This is a genomic window from Sphingobium sp. IP1 (assembly GCF_002708645.1).
GTDB classification, from domain to species: Bacteria; Pseudomonadota; Alphaproteobacteria; order Sphingomonadales; family Sphingomonadaceae; genus Sphingobium; species Sphingobium yanoikuyae.
In genome coordinates this window covers 18,623-45,312 of record NZ_NOIW01000010.1, presented here as the reverse complement: position 1 = coordinate 45,312, position 26,690 = coordinate 18,623, and the positions used below count along the sequence as shown (strand labels likewise).

General features: G+C 63.3%; 23 protein-coding genes and 1 pseudogene. 16 read left to right on the top strand and 8 right to left on the bottom strand.

Translation table 11 applies throughout. The features are described from left to right. Positions 1–147 precede the first annotated feature (147 nt). A complete protein-coding gene (locus CG471_RS05190) occupies positions 148–1,683 on the top strand; it encodes a DDE-type integrase/transposase/recombinase (protein WP_099231005.1) in 1,536 nt (511 codons plus the stop codon). A 237-nt stretch (positions 1,684–1,920) separates the two neighbouring features. Further along, positions 1,921–3,012 carry an ATP-binding protein gene (locus CG471_RS05185; RefSeq protein WP_306552725.1) on the top strand — a complete coding sequence of 364 codons (1,092 nt, stop codon included), beginning with the start codon at positions 1,921–1,923 and terminating at the stop codon, positions 3,010–3,012. Positions 3,013–3,066: 54 nt separating this feature from the next. On the opposite strand, the gene groL is transcribed toward CG471_RS05185, so the two are convergent. Beyond that, positions 3,067–4,686 (bottom strand): chaperonin GroEL, encoded by a 1,620-nt coding sequence (gene groL / locus CG471_RS05180; RefSeq protein WP_099231003.1) that lies wholly within the window; start codon positions 4,684–4,686, stop codon positions 3,067–3,069. 57 nt (positions 4,687–4,743) lie between these two features. Beyond that, positions 4,744–5,040 (bottom strand): co-chaperone GroES, encoded by a 297-nt coding sequence (groES, locus tag CG471_RS05175; RefSeq protein WP_099231001.1) that lies wholly within the window; start codon positions 5,038–5,040, stop codon positions 4,744–4,746. Between the two features lie 307 nt (positions 5,041–5,347). Between groES and CG471_RS05170 the strand changes: the two genes are divergently transcribed. From CG471_RS05170 to CG471_RS05145, 6 genes are all read left to right on the top strand, one after another. Further along, a complete protein-coding gene (locus tag CG471_RS05170; protein ID WP_180275607.1) occupies positions 5,348–6,076 on the top strand; it encodes a Bax inhibitor-1/YccA family protein in 729 nt (242 codons plus the stop codon). 46 nt (positions 6,077–6,122) lie between these two features. Next, a complete protein-coding gene (locus CG471_RS05165; protein ID WP_257211431.1) occupies positions 6,123–6,737 on the top strand; it encodes an HdeD family acid-resistance protein in 615 nt (204 codons plus the stop codon). A 286-nt stretch (positions 6,738–7,023) separates the two neighbouring features. Further along, entirely contained in the window at positions 7,024–7,674 is a 651-nt protein-coding gene (locus tag CG471_RS05160) for a YoaK family protein (RefSeq protein ID WP_099230997.1), read from the top strand. Between the two features lie 207 nt (positions 7,675–7,881). Then, entirely contained in the window at positions 7,882–8,049 is a 168-nt protein-coding gene (locus CG471_RS30530) for a hypothetical protein (protein WP_180275606.1), read from the top strand. Positions 8,050–8,228: 179 nt separating this feature from the next. Further along, the gene (locus tag CG471_RS05150; RefSeq protein ID WP_099230996.1) at positions 8,229–8,570 is read left to right on the top strand and encodes a hypothetical protein; all 342 of its coding nucleotides are present in this window, start codon (positions 8,229–8,231) and stop codon (positions 8,568–8,570) included. A 496-nt stretch (positions 8,571–9,066) separates the two neighbouring features. Continuing rightward, the gene (locus CG471_RS05145; protein WP_099230995.1) at positions 9,067–10,773 is read left to right on the top strand and encodes a cation:proton antiporter; all 1,707 of its coding nucleotides are present in this window, start codon (positions 9,067–9,069) and stop codon (positions 10,771–10,773) included. A gap of 58 nt (positions 10,774–10,831) precedes the next feature. Here the strand turns inward: CG471_RS05145 and ybaL are convergent, their stop codons facing one another. Continuing rightward, positions 10,832–12,526 (bottom strand): YbaL family putative K(+) efflux transporter, encoded by a 1,695-nt coding sequence (gene ybaL, locus CG471_RS05140; RefSeq protein WP_099231045.1) that lies wholly within the window; start codon positions 12,524–12,526, stop codon positions 10,832–10,834. A gap of 58 nt (positions 12,527–12,584) precedes the next feature. Then, positions 12,585–14,000 carry a cardiolipin synthase gene (cls, locus tag CG471_RS05135; RefSeq protein ID WP_257211430.1) on the bottom strand — a complete coding sequence of 472 codons (1,416 nt, stop codon included), beginning with the start codon at positions 13,998–14,000 and terminating at the stop codon, positions 12,585–12,587. Positions 14,001–14,581: 581 nt separating this feature from the next. Here cls and CG471_RS05125 point away from each other — a divergent pair. Further along, a complete protein-coding gene (locus tag CG471_RS05125) occupies positions 14,582–17,041 on the top strand; it encodes a vitamin K epoxide reductase family protein (RefSeq protein WP_099230992.1) in 2,460 nt (819 codons plus the stop codon). A 157-nt stretch (positions 17,042–17,198) separates the two neighbouring features. On the opposite strand, the gene CG471_RS05120 is transcribed toward CG471_RS05125, so the two are convergent. Continuing rightward, entirely contained in the window at positions 17,199–17,939 is a 741-nt protein-coding gene (locus CG471_RS05120; RefSeq protein ID WP_099230991.1) for a sensor histidine kinase, read from the bottom strand. Between the two features lie 299 nt (positions 17,940–18,238). Here CG471_RS05120 and CG471_RS05115 point away from each other — a divergent pair, with 299 nt between their 5' ends. Beyond that, positions 18,239–18,751 carry an Hsp20/alpha crystallin family protein gene (locus CG471_RS05115; protein ID WP_099230990.1) on the top strand — a complete coding sequence of 171 codons (513 nt, stop codon included), beginning with the start codon at positions 18,239–18,241 and terminating at the stop codon, positions 18,749–18,751. A gap of 98 nt (positions 18,752–18,849) precedes the next feature. On the opposite strand, the gene CG471_RS05110 is transcribed toward CG471_RS05115, so the two are convergent. Then, on the bottom strand, positions 18,850–19,584 hold the full coding sequence (locus tag CG471_RS05110) for a Crp/Fnr family transcriptional regulator (RefSeq protein ID WP_099230988.1): 735 nt from the start codon (positions 19,582–19,584) through the stop codon (positions 18,850–18,852). A gap of 87 nt (positions 19,585–19,671) precedes the next feature. Continuing rightward, positions 19,672–20,313, bottom strand: a complete 642-nt coding sequence (locus tag CG471_RS05105; protein ID WP_099231043.1) for a helix-turn-helix domain-containing protein — start codon at positions 20,311–20,313, stop codon at positions 19,672–19,674. Positions 20,314–20,746: 433 nt separating this feature from the next. Between CG471_RS05105 and CG471_RS05100 the strand changes: the two genes are divergently transcribed. From CG471_RS05100 to CG471_RS05090, 3 genes are all read left to right on the top strand, one after another. Then, on the top strand, positions 20,747–21,082 hold the full coding sequence (locus tag CG471_RS05100) for a DUF5335 domain-containing protein (RefSeq protein ID WP_099231041.1): 336 nt from the start codon (positions 20,747–20,749) through the stop codon (positions 21,080–21,082). Positions 21,083–21,113: 31 nt separating this feature from the next. Further along, positions 21,114–22,022 (top strand): YfdX family protein, encoded by a 909-nt coding sequence (locus tag CG471_RS05095; protein WP_099231039.1) that lies wholly within the window; start codon positions 21,114–21,116, stop codon positions 22,020–22,022. Between the two features lie 294 nt (positions 22,023–22,316). Further along, positions 22,317–23,324 carry a glycoside hydrolase family 130 protein gene (locus CG471_RS05090; RefSeq protein ID WP_306552724.1) on the top strand — a complete coding sequence of 336 codons (1,008 nt, stop codon included), beginning with the start codon at positions 22,317–22,319 and terminating at the stop codon, positions 23,322–23,324. Between the two features lie 67 nt (positions 23,325–23,391). Here the strand turns inward: CG471_RS05090 and CG471_RS05085 are convergent, their stop codons facing one another. Beyond that, positions 23,392–23,958 (bottom strand): hypothetical protein, encoded by a 567-nt coding sequence (locus tag CG471_RS05085; protein ID WP_218964232.1) that lies wholly within the window; start codon positions 23,956–23,958, stop codon positions 23,392–23,394. A 441-nt stretch (positions 23,959–24,399) separates the two neighbouring features. Between CG471_RS05085 and CG471_RS05080 the strand changes: the two genes are divergently transcribed. The 3 genes and pseudogenes from CG471_RS05080 to CG471_RS31645 all read left to right on the top strand — a co-directional run. Continuing rightward, positions 24,400–24,918: a hypothetical protein gene (locus CG471_RS05080; protein WP_099230986.1), complete on the top strand. Its 519-nt coding sequence runs from the start codon at positions 24,400–24,402 to the stop codon at positions 24,916–24,918. 15 nt (positions 24,919–24,933) lie between these two features. Continuing rightward, positions 24,934–25,785, top strand: a complete 852-nt coding sequence (locus tag CG471_RS05075) for a class I mannose-6-phosphate isomerase (protein WP_257211429.1) — start codon at positions 24,934–24,936, stop codon at positions 25,783–25,785. A gap of 649 nt (positions 25,786–26,434) precedes the next feature. Continuing rightward, positions 26,435–26,611, top strand: a pseudogene (locus CG471_RS31645) (IS110 family transposase); the annotation flags it as partial. Between the last annotated feature and the right edge of the window lie 79 nt (positions 26,612–26,690).

Genomic DNA, 26,690 nt, shown 5'->3' with positions numbered 1-26,690 from the left:
GAGGCCTTTCGCTATTTGGAATGAGCACAGATCGGAGCGTGTCGCGCGACATTCAGGGTGAGAAACGCATTGCCTCGCCTGAATTGCTCCCGGCAAACCTGCCGTTGCCTCATCTAAACTGCTCCCGGCCAATGCCGGGAGGGAACGATGCGGAAGGTGAGCATGACGACGCGAAGGGAATTGATTGAAGCAGTCGGCGAGCGGTATCGCTCGGCCGATCGCGCGAGCAAGAGCAAGGTTCTCGACGAATTCGTCGCGATCACAGGTTTCCACCGGAAGCATGCAATGCGACTATTGGGCTCGGAGCCGTTGGTCAGGGAAACGACGCGACCGGAGCGCAGGCTTTACAACGAGGCGGTGCGCGAAGCGTTGCTCGTGTTGTGGGAAGCTAGCGACCGCCTGTGCGGCAAGCGACTGCGGCCGCTTATTCCGGTTCTGGTCGAGGCGATGGAGGGTCATGGCCACCTTGATCTCGATCCGGCGATCAAGGCGAGGTTGTTGCAGATGAGCCCGGCAACGATCGACCGTGCTCTGCAGACTGCGAAAGGGAACAGTCAGAAGGTCCGGCGGCGCGGTGTGGGCGGATCGGAACTGCGGCGTAGCGTCCCGATCCGGACGTTCAATGACTGGGGCGATCCGGCGCCGGGGCATATGGAAGCAGACTTGGTGTCGCACAGCGGCCCGGTGGCGAAGGGGAGTTGGGCGTGGACGCTTACGCTGACCGACATTGCGACGGGCTGGACTGAATGCGCACCGTTGCTGGTGCGCGAGCAAACGTTGTTGGTGGAGGTCCTCGAGGAGCTGCGCAAGCTGATGCCGTTCCCGTTGCTGGGATTTGATTCCGACAATGACAGCGTGTTCATCAATGAAACCGTGCGCGATTACTGCGCGGCGACGGAAATCGCCTTTACCCGCTGCCGCCCCTATCGCAAGAACGATCAGGCCTGGGTCGAGCAGAAGAACGGTTCGGTTGTGCGCCGTCTGGTGGGCTATCGCCGGTTCGAGGGACTGGAAGCAGCTGGGCTGCTCGCCGAATTGTATGCGGCGGCGCGCCTGTTCGTGAACTTCTTCCAGCCCTCATTCAAGTTGGCGGAAAAGCGCCGCGACGGCGCCAAAGTCCACAAGCGCTATCACGCTCCCGCGACGCCGTTCCAGCGTTTGATGGATGACCCGCGGACCAGCGAGCAAACACGCGAACGGCTACGGGACTTCGCCGCCAGGCTGGATCCCGTTCGACTGCTGCGAGACATCCGCACCGCGCAGCAGAAACTGGTGGTCCTGGCCGACGCCGTCGTCGTGGCAGATTCCACCGAAACGTCCCCCCCACCGCTGGGGGCGTTCCTCTCGAGCCTGAAAGTTTTATGGCACAATGGTGAGGCGCGGCCCACGGCGGTTGATAAAGCGCCGCGCAAGCGAGAACGGCGTCGACCGGATCCACTGCTTCAGGTTACCGACCAATTAAAGGCTTGGTTCGAAGACGAGCCTTGGCGTACCGGGCGGGAGTTACTGGAGAAATTGCAAGCCGAGCAGCCGAACATCTACCCGGACGGCCTCCTGCGGACTATCCAGCGCCGTCTGAAAGGCTGGCGCACCGAACACGCGCGAGCGCTGGTGTTCAGCCACTCTTCCGGGCTGGCCAATGCCGCCCCAGGCGACACGGAAACCATCCTTACGGCCATGTGACGGATTACCGTTCCGCCTCGCATACGGCTCAGCTGCACGGCAATCCGTCACATGCAATGGCATTGATGCGCGAGGACCTGTAAGGAACAATTACGTGAGGCAACGGTCGCGTCGTTCGGGAAGGTTCCTTCGTGAGGCAACACGAATCCTCATCCTGTTTGTCGCGCTACAGCCATCGACATCACCGACCGCAAGAGGGCCGAGGAGGCGCTCAGGCAGGCTCAGAAGCTCGAGGCGATGGGTCAGCTGACCGGCGGCGTCGCGCACGACTTCAACAACCTTTTGACGCCGATCGTCGGCGGCCTGGACATCCTGATCCGCAGCGGTGTGGGCACCGAGCGCCAGCGCCGGCTGATCGAGGGCGCCATGCAGTCGGCCGAACGAGCCAGGGCCCTCGTCCAGCGGCTCCTGGCCTTCGCGCGCCAGCAACCGCTGCAGCTTCGCGCCATCGACATGGCCGCATTGGTTCGCGGCATGGCCGATTTGGTCGGCTCGACGATCGGGCCGAAGATCAAGCTGGTGCTCGAAGTGCCTGCGGAGCTGCCGCCCGCACGTGCCGATCACAACCAGCTCGAGATGGCTTTGCTCAACCTTTGCGTGAACGCGCGTGATGCCATGCCCGATGGGGGCACGTTGCAGATCGCCGTATCGGCGCAGACAGTGGCCGGCGATGACGCCAGGGGCCTGACGCCCGGACCGTATATCAGCCTCTCTGTCTCGGACACCGGAAGCGGCATGGATGAGGAGACCGCCAGGCGAGCCATTGAGCCCTTCTTCTCGACCAAGGGCTTGGGCAAGGGAACCGGGCTCGGCCTGTCGATGGCCCACGGTCTCGCCCGACAGCTGGGGGGGACCCTCACCATCACGACCGCTCCCGGCGCAGGAACCAGGGTGGAGATTCTTCTTCCTGTCTCGACGGAGCTCCCGCGCCGTGAAGAACCGATCGTCGAGCGCCAGACGCCGCAGGAAGGAACAGCCCTCCTTGTTGGCGACGACGATCTCGTTCGGTCGAGCGTCAGCCAGATGCTGAACGCGATCGGCTATGAGGTGGTCGAGGCAAAATCGGCAGAGCAGGCGTTAGAGCTGGTGAAGGACGGTCTGAGCCCGACCGTCGTGGTGACCGACCATTTGATGAGCGGTATGTCGGGCGCGGCGCTTGGCCGCGAGTTGGGTCCACGGACGCCGGTTCTGATCGTCTCCGGCTACGCGGAGAACAGCGAGATCGAGCCGCATTTGGCGCGTCTCATGAAGCCGTTTCGGCAGGACGAGCTATCAGTGAAGCTCGCCGAGATCCGGGCCCGATCCAAAGCCGCCGGAGCCGTCGCCTGATCTCCGTCGCTTCGTCCAGCAAGCGAAGGGGGGGCCGGAGCCCCCCCCTTCCTGTCAGTAGTCCATGGCCGGCATGGGCGCGGCCTTGTCGTCCTTGGGAAGCTCCGCCACGAGAGCTTCGGTGGTGATGAGCAGGCCGGCGACCGAGGTCGCGTCCTGAAGGGCGGTGCGCACGACCTTGGCAGGATCGATGACGCCTGCCCGGACGAGGTCTTCATACTCGCCGGTGGCGGCGTTGAAGCCCCAGTTATAGTCTGATCCCTCGCCCAGCTTGCCGACCACATAGGCGCCGTCCTCGCCGGCATTATTGACGATCTGCCGCGCCGGTGCCTTCAAGGCGCGCCGGACGATCTCGACGCCCGCCTTCTGGTCGTCATTGGCCGGCGACAGGTTCTCCAGCGCCTTGACCGCGCGCAGCAGCGCCACGCCGCCGCCGGGCAGGATGCCCTCCTCGACGGCAGCCCGGGTCGCGTGGAGTGCGTCGTCCACCCGGTCCTTCTTCTCCTTCACTTCGACCTCGGTGGCGCCCCCGACCCGGATCACCGCGACGCCGCCGGCGAGCTTGGCCAGCCGCTCCTGAAGCTTCTCGCGGTCGTAATCGGACGTCGTCGTCTCGATCTGCTGGCGGATCTGCGCCGCACGGCCGTCGATGTCCGCCTTCTGGCCGGCACCGTCGATGATCGTCGTGTCGTCCTTGTCGATCACCACCTTCTTGGCCCGACCGAGCATGTTGACGGTGACGTTCTCGAGCTTGATGCCGAGATCCTCGCTGACGACGTTGCCGCCGGTCAGGATGGCGATGTCCTCGAGCATCGCCTTGCGGCGATCACCGAAGCCCGGCGCCTTCACCGCGGCGACGTGAAGCCCGCCGCGCAGCTTGTTGACGACGAGGGTCGCCAGGGCCTCGCCCTCGACGTCCTCGGCAATGATCAGCAGCGGATGGCCCGACTGGATCACCTTCTCCAGCAGCGGCACCAGCGCCTGCAGGTTCGAGAGCTTCTTCTCGTGAATCAGGATGTAGGGATCATCCAGCTCAACGCGGAGCTTCTCCGGGTTGGCGATGAAATAGGGCGAGAGGTAGCCGCGGTCGAACTGCATGCCTTCGACCACCTCCAGCTCGGTCGCGAGGCTCTTCGCCTCCTCCACGGTGATGACACCTTCGTTGCCGACCTTTTCCATCGCCTCCGCAAGAATCCGACCGACTTCGGTGTCGCCGTTCGCCGAGATGGTGCCGACCTGAGCGATTTCGCTGTTTGCGCTGATGCTGCGTGCATGGGCCTTGAGATCGTCGACCACCGCGGTGACAGCGAGATCGATGCCGCGCTTCAGGTCCATCGGGTTCAGCCCGGCGGCGACCGCCTTGGCGCCTTCCCGAACGATCGCCTGTGCGAGAACGGTGGCGGTGGTAGTGCCGTCGCCGGCGAGATCATTAGTCTTGGACGCGACCTCCCGGATCAGTTGCGCGCCCATGTTCTCGAACTTGTCCTTGAGTTCGATCTCCTTGGCGACCGTCACGCCATCTTTGGTGATGCGCGGTGCACCGAAGCTCTTGTCGATGACGACGTTGCGGCCCTTGGGGCCCAGCGTCACCTTGACCGCATCCGCGAGCGTATCCACGCCGCGAAGCATGCGGTCACGCGCGTCGGTCGAGAAACGGACTTCCTTTGCAGCCATTGTACCCTTACCTCCTATGTTCGCGTGAATAGTTGGTCCGAAGCTGGCTTGAGTTGCTTATGCTTCGCTCTCGACGATACCGAGGATGTCGCTTTCCTTCATGATGAGCAGTTCCTCGCCACCGATCTTGACCTCGCTTCCGGACCATTTGCCGAAAAGGACGTGATCGCCGGCCTTCACCATGGGCTCGACGAGCTTGCCGTGCTCGTCGCGGGTGCCGGGGCCGACGGCAACGACCTCGCCTTCCTGCGGCTTCTCCTTGGCGGTGTCGGGGATGATGATGCCGCCGGCCGTCTTTTCCTCGGCTTCGATACGACGGACAGCGACACGGTCGTGCAGGGGACGGAAATGCATGCATTACCTCCTAAGCAGATCATGATGTGATGGGCCTCCCGTTCGCGTGGAACGGTCGGTTTCGGCAGAGTTAGGAAGATGATTTTCGACCATCAAGAGTGCTGCCAAACCTGGTTGGTGCTGAGATCACTCGCATTGCGTGCGGATGCGGCGTTGCGCATCGCACGACGCGCAAATTGCCTCAGGAGTCGCCCGTCCGGGGTGATTTAGATCAGCAGCCTCACGCCAGCGATTCGCTACGCAACTGCCAAGGCCCTGACCGGAGCGGTCTGGCTGGATCGCTGCAACTTCGATCGGAGGAGCGCAGATGAACACGCCACTTGGAAGTCCGGGTGCTGGGCTGCGCAGCTCAGCCGTGCCTGCCGCCGCATTTGATCAGGGCCTTCGCAAGTATTTGCTTGGCATTTATCGAACGATGGCTCTGGGTCTTGGGGTGACGGGGATCGTCGCCCTGATCGTTGCCAGCACGCCCGGGCTCTATCAGCCCATCTTCAACACGCCCCTCAAGTGGCTGGTTATTCTTGCTCCGCTCGCGTTCGTGCTGTTCTTCTCCTTCCGCGTCGAGCACATGAGCGTCGCGACGGCGCGGATCAGCTTCTATGCATTCTCCGCCGTCATGGGACTGTCGCTGGCCAGCATCTTTCTGGTGTTCACCGGCACCAGCATAGCCCTGGCCTTCTTTTCCGCCGCAGCCTTGTTCGCGACGATGTGCTTATGGGGCTACACGACCAAGGTCGATCTTTCACGCTGGTCGACGTTCCTGATGGTCGGTCTTGTCGGTCTGGTCGTCGCCAGCCTGATCAACCTGTTTCTCGCCTCGGACACCCTGCAGTTTACCGGTTCGATCATCGGGGTTCTGGTGTTCACCGCCCTTACGGCCTGGGACAGCCAGCGACTGAAAAGCCAGTACGTTGCCTACGCCGGCACTCAGTCGCTGGAAAAGCTCGCCGTGCTGGGGGCTTTGTCCCTCTACCTTGATCTCATCAACCTGTTCCAGCTGCTGCTGAATCTCACCGGCGAGCGGCAAAGGGCATAGCGACGTCGCGCTGCCGATTGGCGCGCGGCAGAGAAGGGAGGCATTCGTGGTTCGAGTCAAAATCAATGCTGCATCCGACGAGCAGGAATCCGGCGGTCTGCCGATGCTGGGGACCTTGCGCCGGAACTGGGGCTGGATCGTCATCCGCGGCGCGCTCGCGCTCGCGCTCGGCGTGGTGTCGTTCCTGTTTCCTGTCAGCGCGCTGTTCGCCTTTGCCACCGTTTTCGCAGCTTATGCGGGCGTGGACGGGATCTTGTCCCTGGTCGCCGCGGTTCGCGGCGCGCGCCGCAAGGAGGAGCGCTGGTGGACCTATGTGCTCCGCGGGATCATCGGCATCGCAACAGCGGTCCTGTTCGTGCTGATGCCCGCAGCCATGACCGCGGGATACGCCCTGGTTACGCTTATCATGCTGGCGGTCTGGGCGATCGTCACCGGTGCCCTCGAAATCGGCGCGGCAGTGACGTTGCGCAAGGTGATCCGCGGCGAATGGCTGATGGGCCTGTCTGGCGCTTTATCGGTCGCTCTGGGGATCATGATCGTCGTCCTGCTGGTCATCGATCCGCTCACGACCTTGCCGTCTGCCGCCTGGGTGATCGGAACGTACGCGATTATCACTGGCGTTGTGCTTCTCGGGCTCGGGTTCAAGCTTCGCCGGGCTTGATAGCCGGCGCATCGCGATCGGCTGAGGTCGCAGCAGTCTCGCTAAGGCGGCAGGGAAGCGTTCGGCGTTCCCTGCCGACCGGTTCCAGCAGCAGGCGCTGTGCCGCCTGCGAGACACTCACATTGCATCGGCCCGGTCGCAAAGCCTAGGGAGCTTGCGCCCGGCGCCTGTGTGGCTGGCGATCCGCCTGATGAACCCTCTAACGCTGGCGCAGTCTGGCGATGCGGAGTGGAAGCAACCTCCTCGCACGGGCATCAGGTGCGTGCAGCAGGAGTATGTAGGTTCAATGATCGGCGTGCTTGGACGGCGACGAAAGTGGCTCGCCTTCTGTCTTGCTGGGCTGGCGGGCTACGTCGACGGGCTGGGCTTCCTGGCCGCAGGCGGGATGTTTGTGTCGTTCATGAGCGGCAACTCCACACGGCTCGCCATCGGCGCGGCCGAAGGGTCGGTGACGGCGTTGCTCGCGCTGGGGTTGATTGGTGCTTTCCTCACGGGAGTGGTCGCCGCCACGCTCGTGGCCGCCCGGGTTCAGAAGCGCCGCAAGTCCGCTGTTCTGGCACTAGTGTCATTGCTGCTCGCCTCGAGCGCTACGCTCGCGCACGTCGGCGCAGGCGCATTTGCACCGCTGCTCATGGCCGCTGCGATGGGAGCGGAGAATCTTGTTTTCCAGCGCGATGGCGAAGTGAGCATCGGCCTCACCTATATGACCGGTGCGGTCGTGAAGGCGGGGCAGCGGATCGGCATGGCACTGCTGGGCGGACCCAGATGGGACTGGCTCCCACACTTGTTGCTGTGGTCGAGCCTCGTCACAGGTGCGATCATAGGCGCGCTTAGCTTTCACCGATTGGGTGTCGACGGCCTCTGGTTCGCAGCGCTGGCCGCGCTTCTCCTGGCCGTTTGGGCAGGCCTCATCGAAAGGACGGGCGAACCGGCGTAGATCGCTGCAGGCGCTCTATCGCGGCCTTGAGGCTGTGGCCGTGGTCCGTCCGGAACGACGCGCGCATGACCTTGTCGGCGACCGCTTGAGACAAGCCGAGCGGCGCTGATCTGAATCAGGGCCTAGTCGTTCCCGACAGGCAGAATGTTCAGTCGGTTCGCGCGGATGCACAGGTGCAGCGCGCTCACTTTAATGGAGGATGAAAAGATGACGGACCCCAAAGCGTCGATGAATCCTGACAAGGACAAGAAGCCGGATCTGGCGCCTGATGAGAGCGTGGCCAAGGAAGAGCAGGAGGGAACGGAGCTCGACCCAGTCGACGAAGCGATCGTAGAGTCTTTTCCCGCAAGCGATCCGCCGAGTTGGACGCTTTGAACATTGGCGGCGGGCGCTCTCGCGCCGGAGGTCCGGGCCGGAAGGAGAACATGCACCACCAACGATCTCGAAGAGCTAGTCGGACACCGCTAGAAGCTGCCTTTGTCGACGCTATCTGATGGCGGGCGCACGCGATACTTCTGCTAACTGGATGGAGCGAGCGAGGCGAAGGATCTGGCATGGCAAAGTTCCTGGCGTTGTACATCGGATCAGCAACGGACGCGGAAAAAGCCGCGTCACCGATAAGTCCTGACAAGCAGTCAGAGGGGATGGCTGCTTGGGGGGCGTGGATGGGCAAGAACGCTGAATACATAAAGGATGCTGGCGGCCCGCTCGGCCGGACCATGCGGGTGTCCTCGTCGGGCGTCGAGGCGGCACGAAATAGCCTCACCGGCTACATCATCGTCGAAGCCGACACGCACGAGGCTGCCGCTCGCCTTTTCGAGAACCATCCTCATTTCACGATCTTTCCGGGCGAAGCGGTCGAGGTCGTCGAGTGCCTTGAGATACCCGGAGCATAGCGAAGCGACGCTGCGGTACGGTTAGGGCGCTGTTGACGTCCGCTCAGCCGAACCGACGGCTCCAGGATCGCGCTCACCCTGGAGCTGTCGCAGCCGCCGTCGAAAAGCTGAAGAGGCGCTTGACGCAGCAGGACAGAACCCGGCTGAGGTATGTCAGTGTGCGTCCTCTCGACCTGAGCGATTGCTTGGTGACTTGCCCAAGACGGAGGTGACGAGTGCTGCCAGCTCAGAGCCCGAAGACCGTGGGGGGCGCGGCGGTTGGCACCGATCGAAGGGACGAGGCTCGACGACGTCCTTCCAGCGCTACCGCGCGCGGGCGTGATCGATCCTGGGCGCTGAGTGCCGGTGCTCACAGCCATCGGCGAACGTGGGAAGGCCGCTTCAACCGATTATCTCTCCACGCCCGAGCGTCGCTGCATCCCACGGCTCGCTGAGCAGCCCCGACCCGCCGCCCTCGGCGGAAAGCACTTGATCCCCGCGAGAGGCGTCCCGGTTTATGCTTCACCATTTTCTCGCCGATGCGGTGATCCTGATTTTTGCCTCCCTGGCGTTTGTCGCGCTTTTCACGAAGTTCCGCCTCTCTTCAATTGCAGGATATCTCGTCGCCGGGTCGGTCGTCGGCCCCTATGGACTTCACCTCGTCTCAGCGAATGAGGGAACCCGCTTCCTTGGTGAGCTCGGCATCGCCGCGCTGATGTTTGTCATTGGCTTTGAATTCTCCTGGCCACGCATTGTCGCGGCCCGTCGATTGGTGTTTGTGCTGGGCACGCTTCAGGTCGTCGTCACCGCATTGCTCGTAGCCGGAGTCGCCCTCCTCGCGGGACTGTCCCTGACCGCATCATTGATCCTGGGCTTTGCGCTTGCGCATTCGTCGAGCGCCATCGTTCACAAACAGCTGCTGGACCAGGACGAGGTGACGACCAGTCATGGCATAGCAACGACGGGTATCCTCCTCTTCCAGGATCTGGCCGCCCTGCCTGTCCTGCTCCTGGTTGGCGCTGTCGCCTCAGGCGCTGAGGAGGACCTTGCCGGCCTGATGTTGCGGTTGGGCGCAGCCGTGCTTGTCTTCACGGGTGCCGCGCTCTTCGCGCGCAAGACGATCGGCCGTATCTTCGATTGGATCGCGCGAACCGGATCCAACGAGCCGCTGATGCTTGCCGGGCTCGCGTTGGTCGCAGGCGTCGCGTTTCTCGCAGAGCTGATCGGACTCTCCCTGGCGGTGGCAGCCTTCATCGTCGGCATGGTCGTCGCCGAGAGCAACTACCGCCATCACCTCGCAGACGAGCTCCGGCCGCTGCGGGATATCTTCCTCGGTCTCTTTTTCCTGACGATCGGTATGAGCGTCGATTGGTCGATCGTTCTCACCGAGCCGGCAGCGACGGCCGGCGCTGTGGCTATCCTCGTCCTCGTGAAGCTCGCGATCATCTTCGCTCTCGCGCGATTCAGCGGCATTGCAACCAATGCGGCATTGCAGACCGCGCTGGTCCTGGCGCACAGCGGCGAGATCTCCCTGCTCATCCTGACCCAGGCGATCGGTGGCGGCCTGCTGCCCGAAGTTGTGGCGCAAACGGCGCTCGCAGGGACGGCCGTGAGCATTTTCCTGGCTCCGTTCCTCATCCAGTTCAATCGTCGCATCTCGGCCGAGGTCTTGTCGACGCCTCAGCTGGTCGCTGAACCAGACGACATCATCGACGGCTCAGCGGGCGATCTACGCGATCACGTCATCCTGGCGGGGTGCGGCCCTGTCGGACGGCTGGTGGGTACGGTTCTGAAGGCGAGCGGGATACCCTATATCGCGATCGAGCGCGACGTTGACCGGCTTCGGATTGCCCATCGCGAGGGGCATCAGGTCATTTTCGGTGACGCAACACGCCGCGGCGTGCTTGAGGCAGCCAACATCGATACAGCGGCAGTGGTGGTCGCCCTTCTGAACAGCCAGCCAAGGCTGGAGCAGCTGGTACGCCAGGTCCGGCAACTCAATCCGGCGGTGCCAGTCCTTGTCAGCACAAGAGACAATCGAGGTCTGGCATCCATCGCCAAGGCCGGCGCGACCTACATCTTCCCGGAGAACTTGGCTGCGGGCTTGGGGCTGGCCGTGCAGACCTTCGTCGCGCTTGGTGTCTCTCCGGAAGAGGCGCTCGCCCGCGTCCGGGCGATCCGCCTCCGCCTCAATCCGGAGCTTCGGGCTTTGCGCACGATCTGACCCGTCGCCGGTATTTGCTTTGCAAGACGGCGGGGTTCCGCGACGGAGTCATGGTCGATCACCTCTCCATCATGTGAACGAGTTCGTCGACGTCCTCCGATCCCCCTTCAGAGACCAGCGCCGCCATCTTGGCTGCTGCCGCCTGTTCCGCCAGGACGATCTCGTCAGCACCCATCGCCTGCAGGTGATCCACCTCCGCCTCTGAATGGGCACGCGCGATGATGCGCAAGTCCGGGTTCATGCCGCGGGCACGTTTCGCTATGATCGCGGCTTCGAACCCCTCAGGAATCGCGATTAGCAGCGTCGATGCCCCGGTGATGCCGGCCCGCGTGAGGATGGAAGCTTCGGTCGCGTTACCCAGGACCACGCGCAGTCCTTCGGCTTGCGCTGCTTGCACGGCCTCTCTGCTGTTCTCGACTATGCTCAGCGCGTACCCCGAGGCCCCGAGCGTTGCAGCGATGAAGCGGCCTACCCGGCCATAGCCCACGATAACGGCATGCCCAGGTGGCGAGCCCTGCCCCGGCTCTGGCTCTTCTGAAGAACCTTCCGCGGGGCCGGTGTGCCGAAGCGGCCGGATCCCCTGTCTGGTTACGAACGAAAAGAGCAGGGGATTGAGGAAGATTGAGATCATAGCGGCGGCGAGGATCAGGTCCCGTCCTTCTGGAGGCAGGATGCCGGCGCTTACGCCAAGGCCGGCAAGTATGAACGAGAACTCGCCTATCTGAGCCAGGCTCGCCGAAATCATAATTGCGGTTTGGTCCCGATATCCGAACGATCGGACGATGGCATAGGCAGCCGCGGACTTCCCCACCAGAATGATGGCGAGCGTCGCCAGCAACGCCCCCGGCTGCTCGAGGATCACCGCTGGTTCGAACAGCATGCCAGCGGAAACAAAGAACAGGACGGAAAAGGCGTCTCGGAACGGAAGGATCTCCTCGGTCGCAAGCCGGCTGAGCTGGGTCTCGCCCAGGATCATGCCGGCGAAGAAGGCGCCGAGAGCGAACGAGACGTCGAAGACGAACGCGGCGCCGAAGGCGACGCCGAGGGCAATTGCGAGCACTGCCAGGCGGAACAGCTCCCGGGATCCGGTATCAGCCACCCAGTGAAGGAGTGCCGGTATCGCGCGGCGGCCGACGAGGAGCATCAGCGCTATGAACCCTGCTACCTTCAGGAGTGTGGTGGTCACGGCGCTCACGGCCGCAGTGCCCGCATTCGCAGAGGTGCCCGCCAGGATCGCGGCGACGGACGGCAAAAGCACCAGCGCCAGCACCATCACCAGATCCTCGACGACCAACCAGCCGACCGCGAGACGGCCTTGATCGGTCTGTACGAGGTTGTGGACCTGAAGAGCCCGCACCAGCACGACGGTGCTCGCAACGGATAACGCGAGACCGAAAACCAGGGCCTCGCCAGCGCGCCACCCGAGCGCCCAGGCCAGCACGATGCCCAATAGCGTCGCGACAACGATCTGGATCAAGGCACCAGGGATCGCGATCTTCTTCACTGACAGGAGATCCCGCAGCGAGAAGTGCAGGCCGACGCCGAACATCAGGAGAATGACACCGATCTCGGCAAGCTGCGATGCTACTTTCGGGTCCGCCGCGAAGCCGGGCATCGACGGCCCGACGAAGACACCAGCGAGCAGATAGCCCGCGATCGGGGATATCTTGAGCCGATGCGCCAAGGTCCCTGCGATGAAAGCAGCGACAAGGCCGGCGACAATCGTGGCGATCAATGGTGCGTCATGGTGCATGGTCATTCCATCAAAAGCAAAGTCTCGTTCTCTCTCCGGCTCAGCTGGCCTGAGCAGATCACAGCAACGGGCTGAAGAGCCGCGCGGCGTTCTCGGCACACTTGCGCGCGAGATTGCGGCGCTCCCAGTCGCTTGCGCTCAGCGGGACGGATTGTTCCAGCCTTGAGCGCTCGATCTGGCGCAAGATAAGTGTCGCCTCGCGGTCGTAAAGGACTAGGCTGATCTCCGAATTTAGGGCAAATGATCGCATGTCAACGTTGCTCGATCCGACGACGGCGACTGCCTCATCGACGCTCATGTGCTTGGCGTGCAGAAAGCCCGGCTGGAACAGGTGGATCACCGCGCCTGCCGACAGCAGCTCGGAGTAGTAGGACTGCTGGGCGAGGTGCACGAGCGGATGATCGGAGCGGCCGGACAGCAGCAGATGGACTTCGACTCCTCGCAGGATGGCAATCTGCAGGGCTTGCAGCAGCGGCTCGCTGGGGATGAAGTAGGGAGTCGTGATGAGGACGCGCTCCCGGGCCGAATGGATCAGCGCAACGAAGAGCTCGTCGATGCCGCCATGTTCGAGATCGGGGCCGCTCGGTAGAACCTGGGCGAGGCTGGCGCCGGCATCCTCGATGGAGGGATAGAGGTAGCCGTCAGCGAGTTCGATTTCGGTCTCAAGGAACCAGTCGGCCACGAACACGGCCTGCAGTTCCCCAACAACGGGACCTTTAACTCGCGCCATCACTTCGCGGTTCGGCCAGCCCCAACCGTGATCGGCATCAATGATGTTCTGGGAGCCGGTATAGCCGATGCGACCGTCGATCACGGCGATTTTGCGGTGGTTGCGAAGGTCGAAGCGCGTCGTGCGGCCGAGCACCCTGAGCGGTAGGATCTCATCAACCTCCACCTCAGCTGTCCGCAACTCGCGGGCGAGGCGCTCGGCCCAGGCACGCGACCCGATCGCATCGACCAGGACCCTGCACTCCACCGCTCGTGAAGCCGCTCGCTTGAGAGCGGCCATGATCTTCCACCCGGTGTCGTCCGTAGCGAAGATGTAGAAGAGGAGGTGAACGTGGCTGGTGGCGGCATCGATATCCTGAACGAGCCGGTCCACGGTCGCTTCGTAGTCCGTCAGGAACTCGATCGCGTTGCCCGGTAGTGGCGGCATTCGGCCGATGCCGCTCACGAGGGACGCTGTGGAGGCTTGGACGAGCGGCAGATCGACGGGTAGGGCCACCCGATCGATACTGCCGACTGCCCTGCCGATGATCGGCCAGAGTTGCGCCACTCGCTCCCGACGCCAACGAGGGTGGGTCGGACGGCCGATCACGAGGTACAGAACGAGCGCTGCCCAAGGGGCGACGAAGAAAAGAAGAAGCCAGCTCTGCGTTGCCGCCGGCGATCGCCTAAACGGAACAACGATCAAGGCACCGATGCGAATGGCCCAAGGCGCTCCGGCGAGTAACCATTCGAGAGCCGGAGCCACAATCAACACCCTGCACCGGGCGACATAAAAGCCCGGAGGCGGCCGACTAGCCCTGCGCCGGGCCGCTGTCGCACGATGCTCGCTGAATGCGGCCGTCCGCTTGAGCGCAGCGCAGCGTAAGCTGAGGAGAGTGGTGGTGCGCTCTGCACGGTGCGGACTCAGGCGCGTCTGCCGGAATCGCCGGTGAGGAGGCCTGGCTGCGAGCGTCCGAATGCCCAGGTGGCGCTCATCGGCATCAGCTCTCTCATCGTCGCCTCCGGAAAAGCGCCAAGGAGTCTCACGACGGTTATGGAGCCGCCCTGACATAGCTCAGGACCAAGTGCCCGAACGATTGGCATGGGATCCATGCCGGCCCCTTCGGAACCGCAAGCACGAAGCTTCTTGGGGATGAAGGGCCGGAGCAAGGTCGTGATGCGCTGCGCGGGGTCGGGGCGGATGCGATGATCGCGCCAGCTCCAGCTTGGCGCTCCTGCATGATACTGGTTCTTCATGCCAGCGTGACCGCGCCACCGCCGCTTCGACCTTTCGGTCGGGACGGTCTGGCCAGGCAGGAAACGCGCGACAGATCGGGAAGCGTTCACATGGAGAAGCCTCTTGTCATCGTAACCGGCGCCACAGGCAATCTCGGCCGCTCGGTCGCTGCTGCGCTATCGTCGGATTACCGGATCGTCGGCCTCGACCGGCGGGAAGATGCGCTGGCCTTTCCGGTAATGAAGGTGGACCTGGGGTCGGACGAGTCAGTCCGCGACGTCCTCTCGACCATTCGCGCAACCTATGGCGATCGCATCGCGTCGGTCATCCATCTGGCTGCCTACTTCGACTTCACGGGGGAGGAGCACCCGCTTTACCGGTCGGTAAACGTGGAGGGGACTCGCCGGCTGATCCGCGGGTTGCAGGAGTTCGAGGTCGAACAGTTCGTATACTCGAGCACCATGCTCGTGCACGCGCCTTGCTCGCCAGGCGATCGGATCGACGAGAGCTGGCCGATCGCGCCGGGCTGGGCGTATCCGAAGTCGAAAGCGCAGGCCGAGCAGGTGATTCGTGAAGAGCATGGTTCGATCCCGTATGCGATCTTGCGCTTTGCTGGCGTGTATGACGAGGAGACGGCTGTCCCCACCCTCGTCAATCAGATCGCCCGCATCTATGAGCGGGAGTTCGAGAGCTTCTTCTATTCGGGCTCGCCCCTGGTTGGGCAGTCGATGGTGCACCGCGAGGATCTTGTCGAGGCGGTCCGCCTTACGGTCGAACGTCGCGGCGAGCTGCCTCCGCAGACCGAGATCCTGATCGGCGAGCCGGAGTCGCTAGGATATGACGCGCTGCAGGATGAGATTGGATACCTCATCCACGGTATCCAGGACTGGCCGACGCTCCGCGTTCCGAAGCCCATCGCGGCCGTCGGAGTATGGGCACAGGACAAGCTCGAGCCGGTCGTGCCGGATGCGATCGATCAGGGCGAGAAGCCGTTCATCAAACCCTTCATGATCCGCCTCGCCGATGACCATTACGCGCTCGCTATCGGCCGCGCGGAGAAGCTCCTGGGCTGGCGACCGCGCCACCGGTTGAAGGATGAGCTTCCGAAACTGATCGAGGCACTAAAGCGCGACCCCCTTTCCTGGTATCGCAGAAACGGTCTGCAGCCACCCCAGGACCTCGTAGATGCGGCCGCGCTGGGTAGCCATCCCGAGGAAGTCAGGCGCGCAAGCGACGAGCGCTACCGCAAGGAGCATAGCGAGACGCGCTGGGCCCACTTCGTCAACATCATGTTGGGAACCTGGTTGGTCACGCAACCGCCACTGATCGGCGTGGTCGAGCCCATGCTGCGGTGGACGGAGATCGGCTCGGGATTGCTGCTGATTGCGGTCGCAGCGCTGTCACTGAGTTGGCATGCGGGATGGGCGCGCTGGATCTCGGCCGCAATCGGCGCTGTGGTCATGGCGGCTCCCTTTGTGCTGTGGACAGGCAATTCGACCGCCTATCTGTCCGACACGCTGGTCGGAATGTTGATCTTCGGCTTCGCGGTCGGAACGAAGCCCGAGGTCGGACCGTCTGCGCTGGCGCGCGTGAACGGACCCGAAGTTCCTCCCGGGTGGTCGTACAACCCCTCGAGCTGGACCCAGCGCATCCCGATCATCGGCCTCGCACTGGTTGGTCTTTATGTCTCGCGCTACCTCGCGGCTTACCAGCTTGGTTATGTCGAGGACGTCTGGGAGCCGTTCTTCCAGGGCAGAACCGATGACCCGCGGAACGGCACCGAGGAGATCATCACGAGTGACGTCTCCGAGGCATGGCCAGTTTCGGATGCGGCACTCGGGGGCTACACTTATGCCCTGGAGATCCTCACGGGGATCGTCGGTTCGCGTGCGCGCTGGAGAACGATGCCATGGCTCGTCCTTCTGTTCGGACTGATGATCGCTCCGCTCGGCGTGGTCTCGATTTTCTTCATCATCATCCAGCCCATCTGGATCGGGACCTGGAGCACGCTTGCGCTGATCGGTGCCGCGGCGATGCTGATCCAGATACCCTACTCCCTGGACGAGATGGTGGCCGTCGGCCAGTTCCTCCGCCGACGCGCACGAGCGGGGAAGAATGTGCTTCGCGTGTTCCTGTTCGGAGACACCGATGAAGGCGACAGCCGGGATGTGCCTGATGAGTTCGACCGACCGGCCCGCGTGATCATGAAGGATGTGGCGATCGGGGGCGTTAGCCTACCGTGGAACCTGGCAATCGCGGCGGCGCTGGCGGCATCGCTTCTGTTCACGCGGCTCACATTCGGCGCGGAGCCGCCGATCGCTGATTGGGATCATCTTCTCGGATCGCTCGCGTTGACGCTGATCTCGATAGCGGCTGCCGAGGTCGCTCGACCCGTGCGCGTCCTGCTCATCCCCATCGGAGCGGCGCTTTGCGTCACGCCGTTCGTCTTCGGCGCAGGGGCTACGCACGCCGTCTATGATGTGCTGCTGGGCCTGGCATTGATCGGACTGAGCGTCAGGAGAGGGGCGATTGTGGGGCGCTATGGATCGTGGAGCCGGTTGATCGCCTGATCAGCGCACGAAGGCTTCCCGAGTGACACAGGCGGGGGTCCAAGATCTGGCTGTGAGGGGAGCACCTTGATCCGAAGTAGGCGCCATGAGGACGGTGGGCAGCGTTCGTCTTGGTTTCAGGTCCAGTGTGCGGAGCAGGCGCTCAAGGGCTGCGCTTTCAAGTACGAGACGCTGCTCGAGGTAGCAGGAGGATGACCCGCGTTCCAGATCCGAGATCACTTTCGATTACGACGTCGCCGCCGAATTGACGTGCGAACCGCTGAACCTGGCGGAGGCCAAGGCCGGTCCGGCCAAGCGATTGTCGGGTCGTGAAGAAGGGATCGAAGACGCGGCTCAGGACATCCGGTGCAATCCCTTCGCCGGAATCGATGATTTCGATCCGGACGAAGTCGCCGGCGGCCCCTCCGGCGGCGGTGGGGGCACGGCGGAACGTGTTGAAGGCCCGAACGACGAGAGCGCCGCCCTTGGGCATCGCGTCGGCGGCATTCGCAAGGAGATTACACAGGGCAAAGCGGAGGTAGCTCGGCACGACATGAACCCTCCACAGGTCCCGTGCGATCTCCGTGCGAAGATCGACGCCCTCTCCCAGAATGGCACGGGCTCTGTCCTCCAACTCCCGCAGGGCCACGGCCAGCGAAACCTGCTCGCGCGTCATTACCGGACCGACACTGAGTTCCGCTATATCGTCGCTCATAGAGGCGGCATTTCGTATCGCGCGCCTCATTCCGGCCAGCAGCCGCGACAGCTGCTGCGGATCAGCCCCTCGTTCGATCGAGACCAGCCCGGAGGCGATCACCGCCAGCATGTTGTCGAGATCCTGCGCCATGCCGCGCATCACCATGTCCGACTCACCGACGAATGGATCGGGGGTACTGTTCAAGACGACTGCGATGTCCATGACCACTCCTTCGATGGCCGCTGCTTCCGAACTACGGTCGCGCTCTTACGTTGCAGGATATCGCAACCGCTGACGATCTTGGACTGAGCTAGATCAGTGAGAGCATGAGGCGCCAGCTTAGGAATGGCTGTCTCAACCGACCGCGTTGCTGAAAAGCAGAGGCTTTGAAGGTGAGGCCTGAAGTTCTCAGTCCAAATGCTTGGAAGGGGCAGTCTCGCGCCGGTGAGGGCACCTGAGGCCGCCAAGGAAGCGCTCGAGCGGCCTTCACATGAAGACGTTGTGAGAAGGAGTTAGGATTCATGGCCATTCGTGATCTGATCCCCTGGAGCCGTCAGGAGACCCGCGTTCCCGCGCAGGTCAGCGCTGCGGGCGACGTCAGCGACCCGCTATTTTCGTTGCACCGGGAGGTGAATCGACTGTTCGACGACGTTTTCCGCGGCTTCGGCGTGCCCGCGCTCGCCGGCGCCGGCCGTGGCGTGCTCGCTCCAAGTGTTGAGCTTGCCGAGACCGACAAGGAAATCCGCGTGACCGCCGAACTCCCCGGGCTCGACGAGAAGGACGTTGAAGTGATCGTGGAGGAGGGCGTCCTCACGCTGCGCGGCGAGAAGAAGTCGGAGGTCGAGGACAAGGACCGCGGCTACTCCGAGCGCAGCTATGGGCGTTTCGAGCGGCGCATCGGCCTGCCTCGGGACATCGAGCAGGAAAAGACCAGTGCGACGTTCAAGAACGGCGTCCTCACCGTCACGGTGCCGAAGGCCGCAGCGGCGAGCGAGAACGTTCGTCGTATCCCGGTCAACGCGCCTGCGGCATGACGACTGCCCGCCCGTGGGGAGGGCCCTGCGGGCGGGTCACGCCGATCGCGGCGTTCGGGCCGCGGAACTGGGTCAAGTCGCCCAGCTTCTTGCGATGCTCAGAGCAGGAGGCGAGGGTGCTGTCGGGTGGCCAGCGTATAGCCCGACAAGGTGGTCATGACCGATCGGTTACGGATGATGAGCGAGTTCGAGGCGATTGCCGCGAGATCATCGCGGCGCAGTTCCTGCATCGAGCGACTGACATGCGTCTCGGACAGTCCAAGCAGATCGGCCAGGTGACGGCGCTGCAGCGGGAAGTAGGACATCGCGTCGTGGCCAAGCCCAAGCGCCGCTAATCGGTCGACGAGCTCAAGCAGGAAGTAGGCGAGACGTTCCGGGCCGTTCTGCTTGGCGACCAGCGCCATGCGCCGATCGGCGCGGCGCTGATCCTCCATGAGCGCGAAGACCATCGCCTCGGAGAGTTGGCTGTGCTGGTGGAACAGCTCGTCGATATGCCGCCCGGTCAACACGCAGAGCGTCACCGGTGTCAGGCTTTCGACGCCGCTTTCGGAATCGCCCAGCATCAGCTGCTGAAGCCCGATCAGGCTGCCGGGGAGCAGGACGTCAACGATCTGTCGCTGGCCGTTCGGTGTCAGCTTGTAACGATAAGCCCAGCCAGCATAGAGCGTGTAGAGTTGCCCGCCGAAGCGACCGGGCTCGATGATGACGCGCCGGGCGGGAACATCCACCTGGTTGCTCTTGAGCGCTCGCACAAAGCCTAACTCGGGCGCTGTAAATTGCTTGAACAGCGCCAACCGGCGAAGCGCGCAGTCTTCACACGGTATGAATTTCATTCGTGTCCTGACCCCTTCTGCATAGCGAGTGCGCTATAGCAGAGGCAGGCACACATGTCACACAATCGGCGCTCGGCTGAGAGGAGCTCAGGTTGTGATCACTGCGGAGGCCAGGCGGGCCAGACCGGCCGGATCCAGGATCTCCAGGTGACGACCATTCACCTGCACGTAGCTGTGCCGCTGGAGAAGCGTGAACGTCCGCGTGACAGTCTCGCTCGTGAGCCCCAGGTGATCGCCGATATCGGCCCTGGACATGAGCAAATGGAAGTGCCGGCGTCCATCGAGCCTCTGCATGAGGTCGAGCAGGAAGAACGCCAGCCTTTCCATGGCGTTCGATCGGCCCAGGAGAAAGCCCGTGCGAAGGGCAACGCGGTACGTCCGAAGAAACCACGTCGTGATCGTAGCGCGGGTGAAGTGATCAAATTGCGACAGGCCCTCGAGCACGCTTCGGTCGGTCATGATCAGCGACGTCGGGCACAGAGCCTGCGCGAACTGGCTGCGCACCTCGTCGCGCTCGAGAAGAATGAATTCTCCCGGCAGGTAGAAGCCGCCGATCCAGCGCCGGCCGTCCTCCGAGATGATGCTGGTCTGGAGCGCTCCGGAGAGGACCCAGTACAGGCCGTCCGACTCGGGCCGTGCCGGCAATTCCTGCCGGTCCTTCAGAATAATGAGCTTGGAGTTGAAGCCGTTCCCAAGAGGCGGAGGAACGACATTTCTCCCGCGATTCATCGCGCTCGTCTCCCTGCCCATGCCTGACCATCAGCGGCCAGCGTGTCAGTGCACGTAACATATGTCACGGCATAAGGCAATCTCTAAGGCCGTGGAGTCACAGTCCGACCGCTCAGAATCTGAGGTATGTCAGCGCAGGCCGCGGCGAGCCCTGCGATTCTAGGTGCGACCTGGAGTATCTCGATGAGCGCGTTGAGCTGGAAAACGGCCAGGATCGCTAACTCGCCTGTCACGGGCTTCCTGTGCCGCGGGCTGCCGATCCCACATGGGCTGCACAGAACCGGAACAACGATCTCGGACTTCCTGCCGAATGCTCGCGAACGCTCCATGCGTCGAGCCACTTCGGACGGAGGAACAAGGCTTGGTCGGCCTTATTCTCGGCCAGATGGAAACATCGGCGAGAAGTCTCTTGCCAACTTACAGGAGTCGAACAGTGAACGTCGTTCCTAAAGCGGAATGGTCGGAATATCTGAACCGCGCTTCTCGAGCCATGATCGGCCTAAGAGCCGAGATCGAAGTCACATCGCTCGAGCTCGGGGACCAGATCGAGGCGCAATACCTCCCGATTACCGGCATCTTCTACGATCATAAGGATGACCTGGTGGGAGTAACCCTCGAAGGGCTGGATCACATGATTCGGCACCCGCAATCGATCTATGTCGAGGCCTCGCCCGATGGTCTCTCCGCGATCGCCGTGATCGACCGGGACGGGACCAACCACCTCATCAAGCTGAAGCGGCCACTCGCGCTGCCGGGCCCTGACCAATGAGCCTGTACTCTCAACCAACAAAGGGATGATCATGAAACGCAGTCTATTCGCCGCGACCGCAGCCTCGGCACTGATCCTGGTTGCGGGCTGCTCCAAACAGGACAACGAGAACCAGGCCGCCGCGACGAATGCGACGGCGGAGCCGACCACGACGGCGAATGTGACAGCGCCGCCGCCGGTCGATCGCGAAGAACTTCTGCAGGACGCTGTCGCAGCGCTGCAGGAGACCGAGAATGCGCTGGCCGCCCTCGACAAGAAGGACGGCAAGGCGGCGACGGCGGCACTCGAGCGCGCCACCGGCAAGCTGGAAATCGTTCTCGCGCGCAATCCCAATCTTGCGCTTGCGCCCGTCGACGTCAGCGTCGTCACCTACGACGTTCTCGGCTCGGTCGACGCTGTGAACGCCCTGCGCAAGTCCGCCGAAGACGCACTCGAAGATGGGCGCGTACAGGAGGCACGCCACCTGATCGATGGGCTTGCCAGCGAAACCGTTGTGCGGCTCGGCAATCTCCCGCTGGCAACCTACCCCGATGCAATCAAGGCGGCCGCGGTTCTCGTTTCGCAGAACAAGCTGGAGGAAGCGAAGGCGGCACTCGAGGCGGCGCTCAGCACGATCGTCATTCGCGAAGTGATTCACCCGCTGCCACTCGCCCGTGCCAGCGCGGCTATCGAGGAGGCCCGGAAGCTGGCGGCGAACGCAAAGCGCGGTGCCGGCGACGACACGAAGATCCAGCAGTTGCTGACGACGGCGCGTGAACAGCTACGGCTCGGCCAGGCGCTCGGCTATGCAAGCAAGAGCGAAATGAAGGAGCTGCTGAAAAAGGTCGACGAGATCGAGGACGGCACCAAGAACAAAGGCGCGGCGACCAGCATCTTTGACAAGATCCGCGGCCTCTTCAAGAAGGCAGGCGAGTCGAGCCAGCCACCGCAGAAGAAGTGACGCTTCCGCGGGGAGCGCCCTGAGGGATGAGTGCGGATGTTCCGGTTCGACGGAGTCCGCACTTCATCCGCCCCGATCATCGTAGAACGGTCGTTCGGACGTTCATGCCGGGGGACTCGCCCAATGCGATCGAGGCAGAACAAACCCGTGCTCAGCGCATCATCGCACGCGTCCTCAGCCTGCCCGAAGATGATCTTTCGGTGGAGTATTCCCGGCTGCCGACCGTCCTCTGTGGCCGCCATCGAGAACTCGAGAAGGTCTTCCTCCAACGATACGAGAACACGCGAGAGCTGCTTGGCGAGCGGAACGCGCGCCAGGCTTATCGGTGCCTATTTCAGCGAGGAGTATTCCTACCAGTCCGCTGCTTTGTTCAATCCACGCATCGTGATGCACCCCGAGCAGTTCGGCTGTGCCCCCGGGTCTTTGCGATTCATTCTGTCGCTACGCGCAATCGGCGAAGGACACCTCTCCTCGATTGCGTTCCGAACCGGAAGCTGGCGTCCGGGCGGCGACATTGTCCTCGACGCCGCGAGCCGGCTATCGGCGACGCCCCGTATCGAGTTCCCGGAGACGGAGGACGGCGTCGTGCACCTCCATTGCGAAGATAGTCATGACCTGTCCGAAACCGTCCTCTTTCCCATACTGGAGCGGCAGCGCGGCGGTATCGAAGACCTCCGGCTCACCAGGCTGCACCGGGAGGACGGTTCGATGCTGTTCGCCGGGACCTATACGGCCGTCGGGGGTCACGGGATCGCGCAGGAGCTCCTCACGACAAGCAACTTCGTAGATTTCAAGATGCATCGGCTGGAGGGGCCGATCGCCGCCTCGAAGGGAATGGCGCTGTTCCCGCGTCTCATCGAGAGCCGTTATGCGATGCTCGGTCGTCACGACAACGAGAACATCTGGCTCCTGCGTTCCGATGACCTTCATCGGTGGGACGGCGGCGTCAGGATTGTCGATCCCCGATGGACGTGGGAATTCACCCAGCTGGGGAATTGCGGGTCGCCGATAGAGACTGCGCATGGCTGGCTCGTCTTCACGCATGGCGTCGGCGCGATGCGGGAATATTGCATCGGCGCATGCCTGCTCGACCGGTCGGATCCGAGCCGCGTGATCGCCCGCACACGCGAGCCGCTGCTACGACCCTCACCTGAAGAACGGGACGGCTACGTTCCAAACGTGGTCTACAGTTGTGGGGCGCTGCTCAGTGGCAACGAGATACTGCTGCCTTATGGTGTCGCAGACAGCTTCACAGCCTTTTCGACTCTGAGCCTCGATGCCCTCCTGGCAGCAATGGAGTAGCAGCCGGTTCTCTGGAGCCTATCGGCTCGTGCTCGTCCGTGCCCCTCATGCTGGGCGCAAGTGGCGTTCACGGTCCTACGGGCTGCAATTGAGCGGAATCGATCCGCCAGCGCGGCTCGACGACCCCGTCGACATTGTTCGCCCGCCGTATGACGAACCGTCCCTGGAAGCGTTGCCGTGTGCCGTCCACCAAAGTGGCATCCACGGTGACCGGCACGGACTGATATATTGTGCCGGCCGCGCCTTCGCTCGGCCCCAGCTCTCCAATTGCGACGCCTGCCTCTCTGGTGCGTGCGAATCCTTCCTGGAAGGCCGCGAAAGTCTGGCCGCGAGGGCCGTCCGCGCCCCACTGCGACCATGCGGTCTCGTAGTCGTGGGCGTTGATAGCGGCATAATAGCGGCGAACAACGTCTGCAGCTGCCTCAGGGCTCCTGGGATCAGGGCTGCAACTGGCTGGCAGCGGGCGATCGCCACTCGCCAGGAACGCGCAGCCGCGTGCGATTTTATCCTCGATGAGGGCGCAACTGTTTGCCGCATTGCAGGGCGGATGGGTGGCCGGCGAAACGTTGCGGCACAATGCCACCTTCTTCGCGGCGGCCGCAGCACCGATCTCGGCCGAGCATGAGAGCCGCATCGATGGTTCCACCTCTGATTGCGCGCGAGCTGTTGACGGCCTGGCCGGCGAGGGAATTGCTCCAGATTGAGCCCCGCCAACGTCCCTCCTGGCGCCAGCCACGGCGCTCGTCTGGTTGACCAGGTTTCCCCCCTCATCGCTTTTGCCGCAAGCAGTGGCCACCGAAGATGGCTAAAACCAGTGCCATTTTCAGCCGCATGTGCTGCCGTCTCTTGTTCGTTGCCACCCATGAACCAAAGCACCATAACCAACGCACTGGTGTCGATCCTAGCCCAGCTTGGAAGGTCTCGTTCGGGCAGGTGTCGCCCATCTCGATACGACAGCAAGACGCCTGTTTCAGGCTGACATGGATCAGTTATCCCGATGGTGGGCCCTATAGCCTGTGCGGGTGTTCAGCGCGGCGAAGGTCCGCTTCAGCACCCAGGATAGGAGTCGAGGAAGGTGTCGAACGGCCCTCAACCGCGCACGCGTTCCATTGCGCTAGCGCTGATTGCGACGGTGGCCAGCACCTCCGCGACAGGCCAGGATCGGGAGCCTCAGAGCCCTGCGGCAGAGACGCTGAACCGAGCGGGCAAGATCGTCGCCCAGCCTGCGCACGATGTGGGTGTCGCCAAGACTGAAATCCCGCCGTTGCTCCTCAAGGCTGCGGATGACCCTTACGGCATCGAGGGGCTTGGCAATTGCACCGCCCTGACTGCAGCCATCCGGGAGCTGAATGACGTCCTCGGTCCCGACTTCACGACCGCGCGCCAACGCCGAGAAAACCGGGCCGGAAAGATCGCGGAGGCTGGTGGTCGGTCAGTCGTCAACGCCTTGATCCCCTTCCGGGGCATCGTGCGCGAGATTACCGGCGCGGCACCAGCGCAGCGCCGCCTGAACGCCGCCATCGATGCCGGCTATGCAAGGCGCGGCTTTCTCAGGGGGGTGCATCACGCCCGCCGCTGCCGCACCGACTTCTAGGTGAAGGAGCCCGTCGTGCAGGTTGTCCGCATGGAGACGAAGGTCGTGAGGAAGCCCTGGGGTCGACGAGTGCTCGGACCAGGGTTCGATACGGTTTCCGATGGTGAAGAGCCCATCGGCGAGATCTGGTTCCAGGCTCCGGCGAACAGCGGTATCGTGGACCCCGCGATCCTGGTGAAGCGCTTGTTCACAAGCGAGCGACTGTCGGTCCAGGTGCATCCTGATGACGAGATTGCGCGCGCGCATGGCCTGCCGCGGGGCAAAAGCGAGGCGTGGCACATCCTGGAGGCCGAACCGTTCGCGAGCATCGCCATGGGGCTTGTCGAACCGGTGACCAGGGAGGACCTGCGCGCTGCTGCAGAAGACGGCTCCATTGTCTCCCTGCTAGACTGGAAGAGGGTCAAGGCTGGCGACTTCTGGTACGCGCCTGCCGGCACGATCCACGCTATCGGCGCCGGTCTCAGCCTGCTCGAGATCCAGCAAAATGTCGACGTAACCTATCGCCTCTATGACTATGGTAGCGGACGGCAGCTGCATCTGGACGAGGCAATCGAGGCAGCGAGCCCGGTTCCCTATGTCGCGCCGTTTCTCCCGTTCGATGTCGCACCAGGCAGGCGCGTTCTCGCCGCCGACGGGCCTTTCGTTGTGGAGCGCTGGTCCTTTGCATGTTCGGGCGTTCTGTCGCCGCGCCAAGGTGAGCCAGTCTGGCTGATCCCGCTGCGAGCCGAGGCCTTGGTGGGATCGCAGCCGATCGGGCACGGCGGCGTCTGGATCGTCACCGAGCAGGTAGACGTCAGCTTGCCCGGCTCGTGCGAGCTGCTCGTCGCTTATTCCGGCGGCAACGTGCACGAGCAGCTGATCGCCTGATCGCTGAGGTCGGCTCGAGCGGCGGTGCAGCATCCGCTTGTCGGATAGGTTGTGTGCGCGGCGTACACTCTGCCCGTGGAGAGACCGTCGTCGCTCGCCAACCCGTCAGCCGGTCCCGCAGGATTACCTCGCAAGGTGAGCTAGATCAGTGTTGGGGAGCAAGCGCGAGCCTAGCGGAGCGAGTGATCTCGGTCGCGTCGGCCCATCGAACGGAAGAGCTCTCATATGCGTGCACGCCCGCTCCGCAGTGCCATTGTCGCCACGTTGCTTCTTGCGGGCGCGGATGCCGCGATAGCGCAGACCTCGACCGGCTCGCCCTCCGGCGACAGCGATCGCACACGCCCGCATGACCAGTACAACGTGCCGCCGCCCCCAGGCTACAAACCGCCCACGGGTCGCTTCGTGCAAGCCGACCGGGAGCGTGAGGAGGATGATCGCTACAGCCGCGCGGCCGAGCGCTGGGCAGCGGCAAACTGTGTTGCTGACCGTCGCAGCAACGTCGCCGCTGGCGCGGTCACTCGAGCATCGCCCGACTGGTCATCTCCGTGCCGTAGCACATTGGGAAGCGGCTCCTTGGAAGGCGGCCATGACCGGCCAGCAGGTCTCTAAAGTGAAGTTGTCGACTCAACCCTTTGGAGACGGACCGACCATGACCAAGCGCAGTTCTACCCCCGCCGACGCCGTGCTGGTAGCCAGCGATATGTCGAAGCACCGGCAAGAGGTATTGATTGAACGCCTCGAAGGCGGCCGCCGCCGGCGCATGACGATCATGGCCACCAAGGCTGACTACGATCGCCTCGCCGACGAGCTCAGCAGCATAGGGCGCTCGAGACGTTCACGAAGGGTGCCGACGAGGACAGCCAGGCCGATCAGGCCGGAGTGCCTGACGGCGCTGCCGAGAAGTC

Excerpts from the sequence above, each read along its gene's own strand:
- CG471_RS05190 (WP_099231005.1), top strand. The coding sequence starts at position 148 with ATGCGGAAGGTGAGCATGACGACGCGAAGGGAATTGATTGAAGCAGTC.
- CG471_RS05145 (WP_099230995.1), top strand. The coding sequence starts at position 9,067 with ATGCTTCACCATTTTCTCGCCGATGCGGTGATCCTGATTTTTGCCTCC.
- CG471_RS30530 (WP_180275606.1), top strand. The coding sequence starts at position 7,882 with ATGACGGACCCCAAAGCGTCGATGAATCCTGACAAGGACAAGAAGCCG.
- CG471_RS05125 (WP_099230992.1), top strand. The coding sequence starts at position 14,582 with ATGGAGAAGCCTCTTGTCATCGTAACCGGCGCCACAGGCAATCTCGGC.
- ybaL (WP_099231045.1), bottom strand. The coding sequence starts at position 12,526 with ATGCACCATGACGCACCATTGATCGCCACGATTGTCGCCGGCCTTGTC.
- CG471_RS05110 (WP_099230988.1), bottom strand. The coding sequence starts at position 19,584 with ATGAAATTCATACCGTGTGAAGACTGCGCGCTTCGCCGGTTGGCGCTG.
- CG471_RS05160 (WP_099230997.1), top strand. The coding sequence starts at position 7,024 with ATGATCGGCGTGCTTGGACGGCGACGAAAGTGGCTCGCCTTCTGTCTT.
- CG471_RS05085 (WP_218964232.1), bottom strand. The coding sequence starts at position 23,958 with ATGCGGCTCTCATGCTCGGCCGAGATCGGTGCTGCGGCCGCCGCGAAG.
- groES (WP_099231001.1), bottom strand. The coding sequence starts at position 5,040 with ATGCATTTCCGTCCCCTGCACGACCGTGTCGCTGTCCGTCGTATCGAA.
- groL (WP_099231003.1), bottom strand. The coding sequence starts at position 4,686 with ATGGCTGCAAAGGAAGTCCGTTTCTCGACCGACGCGCGTGACCGCATG.
- CG471_RS05105 (WP_099231043.1), bottom strand. The coding sequence starts at position 20,313 with ATGAATCGCGGGAGAAATGTCGTTCCTCCGCCTCTTGGGAACGGCTTC.
- CG471_RS05170 (WP_180275607.1), top strand. The coding sequence starts at position 5,348 with ATGAACACGCCACTTGGAAGTCCGGGTGCTGGGCTGCGCAGCTCAGCC.
- CG471_RS05120 (WP_099230991.1), bottom strand. The coding sequence starts at position 17,939 with ATGGACATCGCAGTCGTCTTGAACAGTACCCCCGATCCATTCGTCGGT.
- CG471_RS05095 (WP_099231039.1), top strand. The coding sequence starts at position 21,114 with ATGAAACGCAGTCTATTCGCCGCGACCGCAGCCTCGGCACTGATCCTG.
- CG471_RS05115 (WP_099230990.1), top strand. The coding sequence starts at position 18,239 with ATGGCCATTCGTGATCTGATCCCCTGGAGCCGTCAGGAGACCCGCGTT.
- CG471_RS05185 (WP_306552725.1), top strand. The coding sequence starts at position 1,921 with ATGGGTCAGCTGACCGGCGGCGTCGCGCACGACTTCAACAACCTTTTG.
- CG471_RS05150 (WP_099230996.1), top strand. The coding sequence starts at position 8,229 with ATGGCAAAGTTCCTGGCGTTGTACATCGGATCAGCAACGGACGCGGAA.